Source organism: Pyramidobacter sp. CG50-2 (genome assembly GCF_003612005.1).
Taxonomy (GTDB): Bacteria; Synergistota; Synergistia; order Synergistales; family Dethiosulfovibrionaceae; genus Pyramidobacter.
Window position 1 is genome coordinate 18522 of sequence record NZ_RAWT01000029.1, and the last position, 13948, is coordinate 32469.

Annotated in this window: 14 protein-coding genes; 8 read left to right on the forward strand and 6 right to left on the reverse strand. The window is 62.5% G+C overall.

Annotated features, from left to right (window positions below; translation table 11 throughout):
* Positions 1-28: 28 nt before the first annotated feature.
* The 3 genes from D7D26_RS07330 to D7D26_RS07340 all read right to left on the reverse strand — a co-directional run bounded on the left by D7D26_RS07330 (position 29) and on the right by D7D26_RS07340 (position 4217).
* Positions 29-1639: a CTP synthase gene (locus D7D26_RS07330; RefSeq protein ID WP_120372612.1), complete on the reverse strand. Its 1611-nt coding sequence runs from the start codon at positions 1637-1639 to the stop codon at positions 29-31.
* Between the two features lie 130 nt (positions 1640-1769).
* On the reverse strand, positions 1770-2588 hold the full coding sequence (locus tag D7D26_RS07335; protein WP_120372613.1) for an HAD family hydrolase: 819 nt from the start codon (positions 2586-2588) through the stop codon (positions 1770-1772).
* Between the two features lie 138 nt (positions 2589-2726).
* On the reverse strand, positions 2727-4217 hold the full coding sequence (locus tag D7D26_RS07340; protein ID WP_120372614.1) for an AMP-binding protein: 1491 nt from the start codon (positions 4215-4217) through the stop codon (positions 2727-2729).
* Positions 4218-4560: 343 nt separating this feature from the next.
* Between D7D26_RS07340 and asnS the strand changes: the two genes are divergently transcribed.
* From asnS to D7D26_RS07380, 8 genes are all read left to right on the forward strand, one after another.
* A complete protein-coding gene (asnS, locus tag D7D26_RS07345) occupies positions 4561-5868 on the forward strand; it encodes an asparagine--tRNA ligase (RefSeq protein WP_120372615.1) in 1308 nt (435 codons plus the stop codon).
* 190 nt (positions 5869-6058) lie between these two features.
* Positions 6059-7042 carry a sugar ABC transporter substrate-binding protein gene (locus D7D26_RS07350; protein WP_120372616.1) on the forward strand — a complete coding sequence of 328 codons (984 nt, stop codon included), beginning with the start codon at positions 6059-6061 and terminating at the stop codon, positions 7040-7042.
* Positions 7043-7127: 85 nt separating this feature from the next.
* Positions 7128-7895, forward strand: coding sequence for an ATP-binding cassette domain-containing protein (locus D7D26_RS07355; RefSeq protein ID WP_120372617.1), 768 nt, complete (start codon positions 7128-7130; stop codon positions 7893-7895).
* Positions 7882-8835, forward strand: a complete 954-nt coding sequence (locus tag D7D26_RS07360) for an ABC transporter permease (RefSeq protein WP_120372618.1) — start codon at positions 7882-7884, stop codon at positions 8833-8835. Before D7D26_RS07355 ends, D7D26_RS07360 begins: the two co-directional genes overlap by 14 nt.
* Before the next feature lie 31 nt (positions 8836-8866).
* Positions 8867-9229, forward strand: coding sequence for a VOC family protein (locus D7D26_RS07365; RefSeq protein WP_120372619.1), 363 nt, complete (start codon positions 8867-8869; stop codon positions 9227-9229).
* 243 nt (positions 9230-9472) lie between these two features.
* Positions 9473-9667: a helix-turn-helix domain-containing protein gene (locus D7D26_RS12920; protein WP_446737516.1), complete on the forward strand. Its 195-nt coding sequence runs from the start codon at positions 9473-9475 to the stop codon at positions 9665-9667.
* Positions 9664-9891: a helix-turn-helix domain-containing protein gene (locus D7D26_RS07375; RefSeq protein WP_120372621.1), complete on the forward strand. Its 228-nt coding sequence runs from the start codon at positions 9664-9666 to the stop codon at positions 9889-9891. Before D7D26_RS12920 ends, D7D26_RS07375 begins: the two co-directional genes overlap by 4 nt.
* Positions 9892-9947: 56 nt before the next feature.
* Complete coding sequence (locus D7D26_RS07380; RefSeq protein WP_120372622.1) at positions 9948-10805, forward strand: DMT family transporter; 858 nt, start codon at positions 9948-9950, stop codon at positions 10803-10805.
* A gap of 53 nt (positions 10806-10858) precedes the next feature.
* Here the strand turns inward: D7D26_RS07380 and D7D26_RS07385 are convergent, their stop codons facing one another.
* The 3 genes from D7D26_RS07385 to D7D26_RS07395 form a co-directional block, all read right to left on the reverse strand.
* Entirely contained in the window at positions 10859-12055 is a 1197-nt protein-coding gene (locus D7D26_RS07385; protein WP_120372623.1) for a M20 metallopeptidase family protein, read from the reverse strand.
* Between the two features lie 3 nt (positions 12056-12058).
* Positions 12059-13453 (reverse strand): YfcC family protein, encoded by a 1395-nt coding sequence (locus D7D26_RS07390; protein WP_120372624.1) that lies wholly within the window; start codon positions 13451-13453, stop codon positions 12059-12061.
* Between the two features lie 225 nt (positions 13454-13678).
* On the reverse strand, positions 13679-13948 hold a 270-nt coding region (locus tag D7D26_RS07395), incomplete at its 5' end, for a transposase (protein ID WP_147413033.1).

Sequence of the window (13948 nt, forward strand, 5' to 3'; positions counted from 1 at the left end):
AGGCTGGATATTTTTTCGCCTGGCGCGCTCACTCCGCGGCGGGCTGTTTTTTCATCGCCGCGGCGATGAAGGACGCGAACAGCGGATGGGGACGGACGGGGCGGGATTTGAACTCGGGGTGGAACTGCACGCCCACGAACCAGCGGCAATCGACGTTCTCCATGATCTCCACCTGTCCGCCGCTTGGACAGACGCCGGCCACTTTCATGCCGGCGGCTTCGTAACGGGCGCGATAGCGCTCGTTGAACTCGAAGCGGTGACGGTGGCGTTCGCTGACGGCGGCGACGCGATAGATTTCGTCCCGCGCCTTGGAACCGGCGACGAGATCGCAGGGATACGCGCCGAGGCGCATGGTGCCGCCCCGCACGGCGACGCCCTTTTGAGTCTCCATAAGGTGGATCACGGGATCGGGAGTGTCGGGGTTGAACTCGCAGCTGTCGGCTTCGGCGAGGCCCAGCACGCCGCGGGCGAACTCGATGGCGGCGACCTGCATGCCCAGACAGATGCCGAGGTAAGGCACGTCGTGCACGCGGGCGAAGCGGGCGGCGAGGATCTTGCCGGGGATGCCGCGGGCGCCGAAGCCGCCGGGCACGAGGATGCCGTCGGCGCGGGCCAGCGTCTCGTCCACGTTTTCGGGCGTCAGCGTTTCCGAGTCGACGGGAACGATCGTGACGGCGGCGCCGTTGGCGATGGCCGCGTGGGACAGCGCTTCGTTGACGCTCAGATAGGCGTCCCTGTTCTCGGTGTACTTGCCGACGAGCGCAATGGTCACGGTTTGGGCGGCGGCGTCGCGCCTCCTCAGGAACTGGCTCCAGTCGCTCAGGTCGGGCTCCTTCGCGCCGTCGAGACCGAGACAACGCAGCACGAGAGCGTCGAAGTTTTGGGCGCGGAGTACCTCCGGCACGCGGTAGATCGTGTCGGCGTCGCGCTCCTCGATGACGTTCTGCGGCGGCACGGAGCAGAACAGGGCGATCTTCTCGCGCGTCTCCGCCGTGACGGGCAGGGGCGAGCGGCAGACGATGACGTCGGGCTGGATGCCGAGACGGCGCAGCTCGTTGACGCTGTGCTGGGTGGGCTTGGTCTTCAGCTCGCCGGAGGCGCCGATGTAGGGCAGCAGCGTCACGTGGCAGTACAAAACGTTGCCCTTGCCGACGCGCGCGGGCAGCTGACGGATGGCTTCGAGAAAGGGCTGCCCCTCGATGTCGCCGACGGTGCCGCCGATTTCGGAGATGAGCACGTCGCACGCGGCGCCGAGCGCGGTGACGCGGCGCAGGATCTCGTCGGTGACGTGGGGAATGACCTGTACGGTGCGGCCGTCGTAATCGCCGCGGCGCTCGTTGGTGATGACCGACAGGTAGACCTTGCCGGAAGTGCAGCTGTTGGCGCCGCTCAGGTTTTCGTCGATGAAGCGTTCGTAGTGGCCGAGGTCGAGGTCGGTCTCGGCGCCGTCGTCGGTGACGAACACCTCGCCGTGCTGGAACGGGCTCATGGTCCCCGCGTCCACGTTCAGATAGGGATCCATCTTGAGGATGCCGACGTTCAAGCCGCGCTGTTTCAGCAGCATGCCCAATGAGGCCGCGGTGATGCCCTTGCCGAGCGACGAAACGACGCCGCCGGTGACGAAAACGTATTTTGCCATACAGATCTCTCCTTTGATGGCGGCGCAACCCTTATCTCCGCTGCGTGATTCGGTTTTGCGCCGCCGTGGTCGCGTCTCGAAGACGCTTAAAAAATAAGAACGCCCCCGCGGAGACGGGGGCGCGTGACGCCTAGACGACGCCGAGGATCGCCCTGAGGGCGTCGGCGGCGCTTGGGAATTTGACGACGTTGTGGTTGAGCTGCGTACCGACGGAGATGAAATCGCCGCAGCCGAAGCTTTCCATCAGCTCGAGGTCGGCGGGAAGACTGCCGAGATAGAGCGGCCAGCGGCAGCCCAACGATCTGCACAGATTCTCGAGCCCGGCAGTGTCGGGTTTGCGGGCGATATCCGACGTGACGCAGCGTTCCTTGGGCAGGTCCTGCCAGCCGAGCGTTCGTAAGGCGCAGTCAAGCTCGTCTCGATCGCGCGAGGTGCAGATGCCCACGGGAAGCGGCAGTTTGTCCCAGCGCGTCGAAAAAAGCGGTCTTTCAAGGACGCAAGCTCCTTCCGGCAGGTCTTCCAGCAACGGCGCCTTGCCGTCGGTCGGTCCGAAGTAGATGTCGTTGTAAAGGGCGACGATAGTGCGGCAGTCGGCGGCGGAGATCGTGGACGTGAAATCCTCCATGCCGTGTCCGTCTTCGGCGGCGATCAGGCGGGCCTCCCATTGTTCCGGGGCAGGCAGCGCCTCGGCGAGACGTTGCCGTTCGCTCTTCATGGCCAGGGACAGAAGCGCCCAGGCTATGTCGCCGCGACTGCCGAAAATGTTGTGACGGCGCGCCGCCTGCAGGTAGGGCGCCGCGTCGACCGCCTCGGACGCTTCCCGCTTCAGCAGCTCGCTCCAGCTGAGCGAAAGCGCGCGGGAAAGGGCGGCGGAGATGCCGGCGCCGTCGACGAGAACGCCGTCGACGCTGAAGACGATACAGTCCGCGCGGCTGGGACTCAACAGCATAGATCACACTTCCTTTCGCAAAAGCTTCTCTCAAATGAAAGCCCCCTCGCCATCGGCGGGGGCAAATTTCTACGGGAAATATCATACCACATTCTTGAGCGGCTGAGAAAAACAGCTCCCAAAATTTGTGGAGACGGCCTAGTCGTCACCGCTGTTCTGGGATTCTTCGCGCAGCTTGCGGCGCAGGATTTTGCCGAGGGCGTTGCGGGGCAGATCGGTGACCAGCTTGATGCTGCGCGGCACTTTGTAGTGAGGCAGGCGTTCGCGGCACCATTCCGTCAGCTCGGAAGACGAGCAGGTGACGCCTTCCTTGAGGATGACGAAGGCGCGCACGATCTGTCCCGTAACCGAGCGCGACACGCCGACGGCGGCCGATTCTCTGACTTTGGGATTGGCGTTGAGCACGGCTTCGACTTCCTGCGGGTAGACGTTGAAGCCGCCGACGATGATGAGGTCGCTGACGCGTTCCTGGATGAAGACGTTGCGCTTCCCGTCGACGCGCACCATGTCGCCGGTGTTGAACCAGCCGTCTTGAAATTTCTCGGCCGTGATCTGGGGGGCGTTGAAGTATCCCGACGCCACGTTGGGGCCTTTGACCCAGAGCACGCCTTCGTCGCCAGTCGCGGGGGAGCCGTCGATGTCGCGCAACTGGTATTCGATGCCTTCGAGCAGCGGACCCACGGAACCTTCGGGAGAACCGCCCGTCGCCTGCGCTGCGAGGATCGGCGAACACTCGGTCAGGCCGTACCCCTCGATGGGCTTGCCGCCGAGAAGCTGAGCGATGCGGCCGCGCAGCGAGGGCACGAGGCGGTCGCCGCCGGAGACCACGTATTTGACGCGGCGGGGCTTCCAGCCGGTCTTGACGGCGGCGCCGCAAAGGAAGTGCAGCAGCGTGGGCACCGTCACCAGCAATGTGGCGTCGCCTTCGTCGATGGCGCGCATGGTGCCTTCGACGGGCAGGAAGCTGCTGCGGATCACCTGAGGAATGCCGACAAACAGGGGCATGAAACCGGAAACGACGCAGCCGAGCGTGTGAAAGTTGGGCAGCACGTTGAGCATGGTCTGTTCGCCGATGTCGGGAAGCACCTGTTTCAGCGCCTGATCCAGGCAGGTGAGGATGTTCATGTGAGTGAGCGGCACGCCCTTGGGCGTGCCCGTCGTGCCGGAGGTATAGAAGATCGAGCAGCAGTCTTCGCTGGATTTGAGCGAAGGCACGGCTCTGAACTCGGGCAGCGGGCCCGTGGCTTCGAGAAACACGAGCGGGAACGGCAGCCCTTTGAGCCCCTCGGCATGTCCCTTCAACGCCGGATCGGCAACGATCACCGCCGGCATGGAATGCTCGATCAGCGCGCTGAGCGCCTGAGGTCCGGCCAGGGCGTTGAGCGGGGTCACTGAACCGCGCATTTCCCAGGCAGCCATGCACAGCGCCAGAAACGACGGACTGTTGGGCAGCATCGTCACGATGCGGTCTCCGGCGCCGAAACCGGCAGCCTGCAGCCGCTTTACGTTTTCCCCCACAAGACGGAACACGCGCTCCGCGGTCCACCATTCGCCTTCGTACCATGCCATCTGCCGAGGCGCCGACCAGTGAGCCGCAATAACGTCTTCCAGTCTCAATTTCTCTGCCATGGAAATACCCCTCCTGAAAAATTCCTTTGAACTCTCATGAATCCGCCGTAAAAAGCATAAGAAAACCTACGGGAAGAACTCCGCTGCATAAAAACGGCGTTTCGAGCGCAAGCGGCAAACGTCGTAAAATCGTCTTTGGGCCGCAGCGCTTGTCCCTCGGCGTGCAAAAAAGAAAAAAAGAGACAAATTTTCCCCCTGAAAAAATGTCCCGACCGCGTCTCAAATGCCAGGCAATAGTGTATCATATACAAGATAAAGTGGAGCGATTTTTTTGAAATCTTTTCGCCCTTTCGTGGGATAATAGACGGCGAATGAAAATATTCAGCGTAGGAGGCTGATGGCAATGGCAGCACCATGGGTATACGTCAAAGATCTGAAAGAGCACGTGGGCGAGAGCGTCTGCGTGAAAGGCTGGATGTACAACAAACGCAGTTCGGGAAAGATCCACTTCCTCCAGCTCCGCGACGGCTCGGGAACCGTTCAGGGCGTGGTGGTCAAAGGCGAAGTCCCCGACGGACAGTTCGACGCCGCCAAGGGGCTCTGGCTCGAGGCCAGCCTCGAAGTCGCCGGCGTCGTCCGCGCCGACAGCCGCGCCCCTTCCGGCGTGGAGCTGACCGTGACGGATCTGAAAATCCTTCAGAACCCGAGCGAAGAGTACCCCATCGGCAAGAAGGACCACGGCATCGACTTCCTGCTCGATCAGCGCCATCTCTGGCTGCGCTCCAGCCGTCAGAACGCGCTGATGAAGATCCGCAACGAGATCATCTGGAGCTGGCGCTGCTTCTTCCACGACCGCGGCTTCATGCTCATGGACAGCCCCATCCTCACCGGCTCCATCGGCGAAGGATCCGACGGCCTGTTCGAGCTCGACTACTTCGACCAGAAAGCCTATCTGGCCCAGACCGGCCAGCTCTACGCCGAAGCGGCGGCCATGGCCTTCGGCAAAGTCTACTGCTTCGGACCCACCTTCCGCGCCGAAAAGTCGAAGACGCGCCGCCACCTCACCGAGTTCTGGATGCTCGAGCCGGAAATGGCGTTCTACGACAACAAGATGAACATGCAGCTTCAGGAAGACCTGGTCGTCGACACGGTGAAGAACGTGCTCGCCCATTGCGAAAAAGAGCTGGCCGCGCTCGAACGCGACGTCGAGCCGCTTGAAAAAGTCGTCGCCGGCCCGTTCTACCACCTCGACTACCGCGACGCCGTCAAGAAACTCAACGAACTGGACAGCGACATCGAATTCGGCGACGACCTCGGCGCCGACGACGAGACCGTCCTCACCCGGCAGTACGACCGCCCCGTCTTCGTCGAGAACTACCCCAGAGACGCCAAGGCGTTTTACATGAAAGCCAACCCCGAAGACAACGGCGAGACCGTGGTCTGCTCCGACCTGCTCGCGCCCGAAGGCTACGGCGAGATCATCGGCGGTTCGCAGCGCGAAGACGATTACGACACACTCGTCGCCCGCATGAAAGAGCTGAAGATGGACCCCGCCGCCTACGACTGGTACCTCGACCTGCGCAAGTTCGGCTCCGTGCCCCACAGCGGCTTCGGCATCGGCCTCGAACGCACCATCACCTGGATCTGCGGCCTGCCCCACATCCGCGAAGTCATCCCCTTCCCCAGAACCATCTACCGCCTCAAGCCGTAAATCGGCGGACGCTTTCGAAACAACACGCTCTCCCCGATCCTCGCGCGAAAAAAGAATCCGCGCTGCGGGATCGGGGAGAGCGTGTCCCAAGAGGGCTGTTGACAGAAGTTTGCTCCCAATGTAGACTCATAAAGTATATAAATATAAGGAATCATAAGATTCTGCATCAACGAAAGGAGCTTGTTTTTGGATGAAAAAACTGTTTCTGGCGGCTGCCGCCGCCGCGGTGCTGGCCGGTGCGGCCGGCGCGGCGGAGATGGCGCAGAGCGGCAAGGGCATGACGGTGTGGTTCGACGCGGGCGGCTCGGTCGGCGAGCCGTACGCGACGACTGTGGTCAACGGCGCCAAGCAGGCGGCCGTCGATCTGGGCGTCGAGCTCAAGATCGTCTATTCGGACTGGAACCCGGAAAAGATGCTCGAAAACTTCAAGACCGGCCTGGCTGCCAATCCCACCGGATTCGTGGTGATGGGACATCCCGGCGACGATGCCTACGAGCCGCTGATCGACGAGGCGTTCGCCAAGGGCATGATCGTTACCTGCGTGGACACGGCGCTGCCGCGTCTGCAGGGCAAGTATCAGGCGCGTGGCTTCGGCTACATCGGCACGGACAACTGGCGTCAGGGCGCCGAGATGGCGCGCGAGATCCTGCGCCGCGGCGGCGCCAAGCAGGGCGATCGCGTCTTCGTGTGGGGGCTGAAGCGTCTCGAAGGCCGCGGCCGCCGCGCTCGCGCGTTGCTGGAAGAGTTCGAAAAAGCCGGGCTGACCGTGGACTACCTCGAAATCTCCGACGAGATCAACAAGGACGCGGCCCTCGGCGCGCCGGTACTGGCGGGCTATCTGGCTTCGCATCCCGACTGCAGGGCGATCGTCGTCGATCACGGCGGACTGACGGGACAGCTGGGCAACTTCCTGCAGGCGGCGGGCGTCAAGCCGGGCGAGATCTACGCCACGGGATTCAGCCTCACTCCGGCGACGGTCAGCGGCATCGAGCGCGGCTACGTGAGTCTGACTTCCGAAGCGCAGCCCTATCTGATGGGTTACCTGTCGGTGCTGCAGATCGTCAACACGGCCAAGTACAAGTTCGGCGGTCTGAACGTGGACACGGGCGGCGGCTACGTCTCGCAGGACAACATCGCGGCGGTCGCGCCGCTGGCGAACGCCGGCATCCGATAAAGCGGCTTTTTCGCGGCGGGGAGAGTTTTTCTCCCCGCTTTTTGTTTATGACGGGGAAAATTTTTTTCGAATCGGAGGCGGTGGAATGGCGTCATCATACGCGGTGGAGCTGCGCGGGCTGTGGAAGTCCTTCGGCGCGGTGTCGGCGCTGCGCGGCGTCGATCTGGAGCTGAAAAAGGGCGAGATTTTGGCGCTGCTGGGCGACAACGGCGCGGGCAAATCGACGTTGATCAAAATTCTGGCCGGAGTCCATCGTCCGGACCGCGGCGAGATGATCGTGGACGGGCGGCCGGTCGATTTCCGCGCGTATTCGGTGTCGCAGGCACGGGCGATGGGGATCGAGACAGTCTATCAGGAACGGTCGCTGGGGGAGCGTCAGCCGCTGTGGCGCAACGTCTTCGCGGGACGGCCGCTGAAGAATCGGCTGGGCTTCATCGACGCGCGGCGCGAGAAGGCGGAGACGATGAAGCTGCTGTCGGACGTTCTTGGCCTGAAGGGCGCGGGGCTGCACGCCGACGCCAGCGTCCTTACGCTTTCCGGCGGCGAGCGGCAGGGGCTGGCCATCGCGCGGGCCATGTACTTCGACGCTTCGATCATCGTTCTCGACGAGCCGACCACGGCGCTGGCCGTCTCGGAGGTGGAGAAGGTGCTCCAGTTCGTGGCGCGCATCCGCGCCGCGGGCAAAAGCTGCATCTTCATCAGCCACGAGCTGCCGCACGTTTACCGTGCCGCCGACCGCTTCGCGGTGCTGGAGCGCGGGCGAATCGCCGTCGTGCTGGATAAATCCGCAGTATCGCTGGACGGGCTGATGCGCCGTCTGATGACGGGAGGCGAAGGCGATGAACTGGCGTAATTACCGCCGCCAGATGCTGGTGACGCTGCTTTTGCTGGTGCTGTGGGGCGCGTTCGCTCTCGCCAGCCCGGTTTCGTTTGGCAGCGCGCGGCTGTATCGTTCCTTTATGTCCACCATTCCCGTGACGACGGTTCTAACGCTGGGCATGACGCTGCTGATCGTGGCGGGCGAGATGGACATGAGTTTTCCGTCTGTGTCGGCGGCCGCGGCCTTCGTCTTCGCCTGGGCCTACGCGAAGGCGGGGATCGATCCGTGGGCGGCGTTCGTCGCTGCGCTGGCGGCGGGCGCTCTGATGGGCTGGCTCAACGGTCTGCTGGTCGTCGTCGTGGGCGTGCCGTCGATCATCGCTACGATCGGCGCGCAGTTTTTGTGGCGCGGTCTGGCACTGCTGCTTTCCGACGGCGTGGCGATCCCGCTGGCGCAAGTGCGCGGTACGGCGCTGCATCAAGTTTTCGCGGGCCGTCTGGGCGCGTGGGGAGTTCCCGCTCAGGCGCTCTGGGCGGTGGGGGCGGCCGTCTGTCTGGGGCTGCTGCTGAACCGCCGCCCGTTCGGCGAGGCGCTGTTGTTCATCGGCGACAACCGCAAGACGGCGGAGATGATGGGTATCCGCGTGCCGCGCGTGCGCGTCGGCGCGTTCGTGCTGATGGGTTTTCTGGCGGCTTTCGCCGGGATGCTGGCGACGCTGGAACTGAACAACTGGTGGCCGACGCAGGGTGACGGCTATATGCTGCTGGTGTTTGCGGCCGTCTTCGTGGGCGGCACGTCGGCCTACGGCGGACAGGGAACGGTCTACGGCTCGTTCATTGGCTCCGTCGTCATCGGCATCATTGAAGCCGGCATCGTCAGCGCCGGGCTGACGGGCCTCTGGACGCGGTTTGTCCACGGGATGGTGATCATCCTTTCCCTGTCGGGCTACGCGCTGTTCGCCCGCCGCCGCTGAAAACCGAGGACAATGGAAGGAGCCCAATATCATGGAAACGATTCTCGGCAACGTGATGGTCGACTGCGGCGACGAAACGGAACTGCAAAATTTTTACGCCGAGCTGCTGGGCTGGGAAAAGTGCGCGCTGTTCGAGCGCCCGGCGGTCAGGAGCTCGGGCGTCGTCGTCTTCCTGTTCATCGAGGAAGAGGATTACGCGCCGTCCGTGTGGCCGGAGGAAAAGGGAAAGCAGCAGAAGCAGATGCACTTCGACTTTCAGGTGGAGGATCTGCCGGAGGCGGTGAAAAGAGCCGAAGCGCTGGACGCGGTCAAAGCCGCGGCGCAGTTCGGCGGCGAACGGTTCGTGACCATGATCGACCCGGCCGGGCACCCGTTCTGCCTGTGCCGGAAGTGACCCGCGCGGCGTTTTTCGGAGTTTTTTCTCAAATATAAAAAACAACATGTAATGAGAGAGCAGTTCCTGCAATGAACCGCGGAAAATGTTCCACGCCTAGATATACAATCTAAGAGCACCATGAGAAGAAAATAAGCAAGGGCTCATAGTTTCCGGTAAAATGATGTTTACGCCAACAACCATATTACGAGGAGAACTATGAGATCCTATATTCATCTTACGCCATTCGATCGCGAAAAGCTCATGTCGCTTCACAATAACGGCGAAGGAATCTCCGAAATCGCACGCCGTCCTGGACGTCATAAATCGACGATCTCCAGAGAGCTGAAGAGGGACTCTTTTCCCGGATGTTACTCTTCGTTTGCGGCACAGGGAGCATATCGTTCCCGCAGAAAGGTTGCTGTCCCCGGCGAAAGCTCGACGACGGGGAGACTTTGAAGCGGGTACGGGAACTTTTCTGCTTCGGGCAGTGGTCTCCCGAACAGATCGCTGCCCGCCCGAAAGAAGAGAAAAACCCGATCTCCATCAGCTATGCGACGCTCTACCGCGGTATCTCCTGCGGCGCTTTTGTCTGTACGTACTTCAAGAGCGTCGCCAGTTCCGTCCAAAACGGCGGACTCGCGGCGTGTTTTGGAACATGTGCGGCCGGCTTGTGCGCTTGATATAATGGAACAGCCTTTTTCTGTCTCCGCGATCCTGCCCAAAGGAAGTGTTTCCGATGAACTCGATGAAATGGCTCATGGCCGGGGCGATGCTGATCTTCGGCTCGATCGGCCTGTTCGCGCGCCGCGTTCCGCTTTCATCGGCGCAGCTCTCGCTGTGGCGCGCCGCCGTCGGCGGCCTTTGCCTGCTCGCCGCGGCCGTGACGGTGGGCAATGGACTCTCGTGGAAGAGGATCCGTGCCAACGCCCGATATTTGTTCACAGCCGGAGCTTTTATAGGTATGAACTTGATTTTGTTCTTCGAGGCTTTCCGCTGGACGTCGATCGCCACGGGCACGGTCTGTTATTATCTGGCCCCCGTGTTCATGCTCTGTCTTGCGCCGTGGCTGTTGCGCGAAAAGCTGGAAAAGCGTACGGTCGTCTGCGTCTTCGTCTCGCTGTGCGGCCTAGCCTGCGTCGCGGGCGGCAGCGGCGGCGCGGGGAGAAACGACCTGCTCGGCGTCGCCTGCGGCGTCGGCGCGGCTGTCTTCTACGCCTGCGCGGTCATGGCCAACAAGTTCCTGCGCGGCGTCACGCCGTACGAGTCCACCGCCGCCGAGCTGCTGCTCGCGGCGGCTTTTCTCGCCCCCTACGTGCTCGTCGAAGGGGGCCCCCCGCTGGCCAGCCTGGACGGCGCGGGCTGGTCCTGCTTGGCGGCGCTGTGCCTGATCCACACCGGGCTGGCCTATCTGATGTACTTCACGGCGCTGCGCCGCCTGCCCGCCCAGACCACGGCGGCGCTGAGCTATATCGACCCGCTCTCGGCGGTCCTCATGAGCTGGCTGCTCCTCGGCGAGTCGATGACGCCGCTGCAGCTCGCCGGCGGCGCCCTGATCCTCGGCGCGACGTTCCTGAACGAAATGAAAAAGGATTGACGCACAAAGTCCCCGCTTCCAAACGGAAGCGGGGACTTTGTGCGCGATGCGCGCTATTGATTGAGGAACGCCCAGGCGCAGGCGGCTTCGAAGGCCGCGCCTTTGCAAAGCTGAGATTCGTCGATGGTGAACTTGCAGTGATGGTGCGGCCAGTCGGTTCCCTTGGCGGCGTCGCCGCAGCCGATGAAGAAGAACGCGCCGGGGATTTTTTCGAGGTAGAAACTGAAATCCTCGCCGCCCATGGTCGGCGGCACTTCGCGCACCATGTCGGCGCCGAAGATCCCGCGGCCGGTCTCCGCTCCCAGCCGCGCCATTTCCGCGTCGTTGACGGTGGGCGGCAGGTTGCGGCGGTAATCCAGCTCGGCCGTGCAGCGGAAGGCCGCGCCGATGTTCTCGGCCATGCGGCGGATGAACGCCTCGCAGTCGCGGCTGATCTGCGGCTCGAAAGAACGGGCCGTGCCGGTCAGCTCCGCTTCCGAAGGGATGACGTTGAACGCGCCGCCGGCTTTCATGACGCCGGTGGAGAGCACGGCGCTCTTTTGCGGGTCGAGCTCGCGGCTGACGAACGTTTGCAGCGCGCAGATCAGCTGCGCCGCCGCCACGGTCGGGTCGTGCGTCTGATGGGGCGAGGCGCCGTGCCCGCCCTGTCCGCGCAGCTTCACCGTCCACGAGTCGGAACAGGCCATCATCGGCCCGGCGCGCCAGCCCAGCACGCCCGACGGCAGCGGGCTCCACAGGTGCGCGCCGAAGATCGCGTCCACGCCATCGAGCGCGCGCCCGTCTTCCACTACGGCCCGCGCACCCTGCACGAAATCGGCCGATTCTTCCGAGGGCTGGAAGATCAGCCGCACCGAGCCGCGCAGCTGGGTCCTCGCTTCGCAGAGCATCCGCGCCGCCCCCAGCAGCATGGCCATGTGGCCGTCGTGCCCGCAGGCGTGCATGACGCCGGGGCGCTGCGAGGAAAACGGCAGCCCCGTCTCCTCCGCGACCGGCAGCGCGTCGATGTCGGCGCGCAGGGCAACCCGCCGCCCGGGAAGCGCGCCCGCAATGTCGGCGATCACGCCGGTGGGCCGTCCGCGCGTGCCGACGGCGACGTTCTCGCAGCCCATCTCCGACAGCGCCGCGGCGATGTAATCGCTGGTCTTCACTTCGTCGAAGGAGAGCTCGGGAAAAGCATGAAGATGCCGCCGCCAGGCGACGACGGCACTTTCAAGTTCTTCGGCGCGGGTTTTGAAGTCAGGCGTTTTCATGGTTCAATTCCAGCCGATGGCGATTCCCACGCACATGAAGACCCAGCCGAGCAGCACCACCTTGACGACCAGCGGGAACACGAAACGGAACCAGCGGTCGAAGGGCACGCGGGTCAGAGCCAGCATGGCCAGCATGCCGCCGACCGTGGGATAGCACAGGTTGGTGACGCCGTCGCCGATCTGGAACGCCATCACGGAGACCTGGCGCGTCATGCCGACGAGGTCGGAGAGCGGGATCATCACCGGCATCGTCGCCAATGCCTGGCCGGAGCCGGAGGGGATCAGGAAGTTGATCAGGCAGTGGGCGACCGACATCAGCACGGCGGAGGCGTAAATGCCAAGCCCCTGCAGCGGCGCGACCAGCCCGTGGATGACGGCGTCGGTGATGTTGCCGTCCTTCATGACGACCTGAATGGCCAGAGCCACACCGATGGCCAGCGCGCCGCCGGCGACCGACTTGGCCCCCTCGATCATCAGCTCCACCATCCGGTTGGGACGGATGCCGCCGGCAAACGCGCCGACGATGCCGATGAGCAGGAACAGCCCCGCCATCTCGTTCAGGTACCATTTCCATCTGAGCACGCCGAAGATCGTGAAGGCCATGCCGGCCACGAACACCGAGAGCACGGCCTTGTCGCGGGCGGTCAGCTCGTATTCCTCGATCGGCTTGGTCAGCGTCAGTCCCGAAGTGTCCGCGTCGGGAACAAGGCTCTTGGAAGGATCGCGTCGGATCCTGTCCATGTAACTGGTGACGTGGAAGCCCGTGAGGATGATGGCGCACAGGCAGTAGAGCGAGCGGAAGGCGATGCCCGAATAGATAGGCAGCTGGGCGATGGCGTGAGCCGTGCCGACCGTGTAGGGATTGATCGGCGACGTGGCGAAGCCGATGCCGATGCCGGCGATGGCCATGCCCGCGCCGACCATCACGTCGCCGCCGAGCGCCAGCGCCACGAACACGGCGATGGGCGTGACGGCGATGTTGTTCTCGAAGCCGACGGTCGCGCCGAGGAAGCCGAAGATCAACATGACGATCCAGATCAGCTTCCTGTAGTTGCCGACGCCGATCCGCTTCACCGCGTAGCCGACGCCGTGCTCGATGGCGCCCGTGCTCTGCAGCACGTTGAACATCGCTCCGGAGATGAACGTGATGACCACGACGATGCCGGCGTTGACGATGCCGCGAGGAATGGCCGTGAGGAACTGCATCAGCGTCACCGGCGTGGGATCGACCGCGTGATACGTGGTGGGATCGACGACTTTGCGTCCGTTCACGACGACGCGGTCGTACACTCCCGGCGGCAGGAAATACGTCAGGATCGCTACCGCGACGACGATCAGGAACAGCAGGATATAAGGATGGGGCAGTTTTTCATACCAGCGCTTCTGTGCAGTTTCCATCATAGAAAATCCCCTTTCTGAAAATAATGACGAACTATGAAACTAAACAATAGAATAGCATCACAAGAAGCCAAAATCAAGAATAAAACTGCACGATGCCCGAAAAGAATTGAGCTGAAATTCTTCAAGGTAAATGCAACGCAACATCCGGTACCCCGTTGCATTAAATCTGAATTAAAAGAAGCTTGCATTTAGGGCTTGTTTAAAAAAACATTTCAGCTTGTATTATTTCAATAAAATAACACTGGCAGCAACAAGAACAAAAGCGAAAAACGAAGCGTCAAGTTTGTCATAGCGGGTGAAAATTCTACGGAACCATTTGATTTTCTGAAAGAAACATTCAACCAAGTGTCGTTCCTTGTAAACATGCTCATCTATAAACCACGGTTCGGGATTATCGCTCTTCGGCGGGATAGTGTAACTTCCCTCCCGAGAAGTAATGTACTCTCTGATGGCTTGCGAACCGTAAGCCTTATCGCCGATGACGTTGCTCCC

Coding starts and splice junctions, on each gene's coding strand:
- D7D26_RS07330 (WP_120372612.1), bottom strand. CDS start 1,639: ATGGCAAAATACGTTTTCGTCACCGGCGGCGTCGTTTCGTCGCTCGGC.
- D7D26_RS07335 (WP_120372613.1), bottom strand. CDS start 2,588: ATGCTGTTGAGTCCCAGCCGCGCGGACTGTATCGTCTTCAGCGTCGAC.
- D7D26_RS07340 (WP_120372614.1), bottom strand. CDS start 4,217: ATGGCAGAGAAATTGAGACTGGAAGACGTTATTGCGGCTCACTGGTCG.
- asnS (WP_120372615.1), top strand. CDS start 4,561: ATGGCAGCACCATGGGTATACGTCAAAGATCTGAAAGAGCACGTGGGC.
- D7D26_RS07350 (WP_120372616.1), top strand. CDS start 6,059: ATGAAAAAACTGTTTCTGGCGGCTGCCGCCGCCGCGGTGCTGGCCGGT.
- D7D26_RS07355 (WP_120372617.1), top strand. CDS start 7,128: ATGGCGTCATCATACGCGGTGGAGCTGCGCGGGCTGTGGAAGTCCTTC.
- D7D26_RS07360 (WP_120372618.1), top strand. CDS start 7,882: ATGAACTGGCGTAATTACCGCCGCCAGATGCTGGTGACGCTGCTTTTG.
- D7D26_RS07365 (WP_120372619.1), top strand. CDS start 8,867: ATGGAAACGATTCTCGGCAACGTGATGGTCGACTGCGGCGACGAAACG.
- D7D26_RS12920 (WP_446737516.1), top strand. CDS start 9,473: ATGTCGCTTCACAATAACGGCGAAGGAATCTCCGAAATCGCACGCCGT.
- D7D26_RS07380 (WP_120372622.1), top strand. CDS start 9,948: ATGAACTCGATGAAATGGCTCATGGCCGGGGCGATGCTGATCTTCGGC.
- D7D26_RS07385 (WP_120372623.1), bottom strand. CDS start 12,055: ATGAAAACGCCTGACTTCAAAACCCGCGCCGAAGAACTTGAAAGTGCC.
- D7D26_RS07390 (WP_120372624.1), bottom strand. CDS start 13,453: ATGGAAACTGCACAGAAGCGCTGGTATGAAAAACTGCCCCATCCTTAT.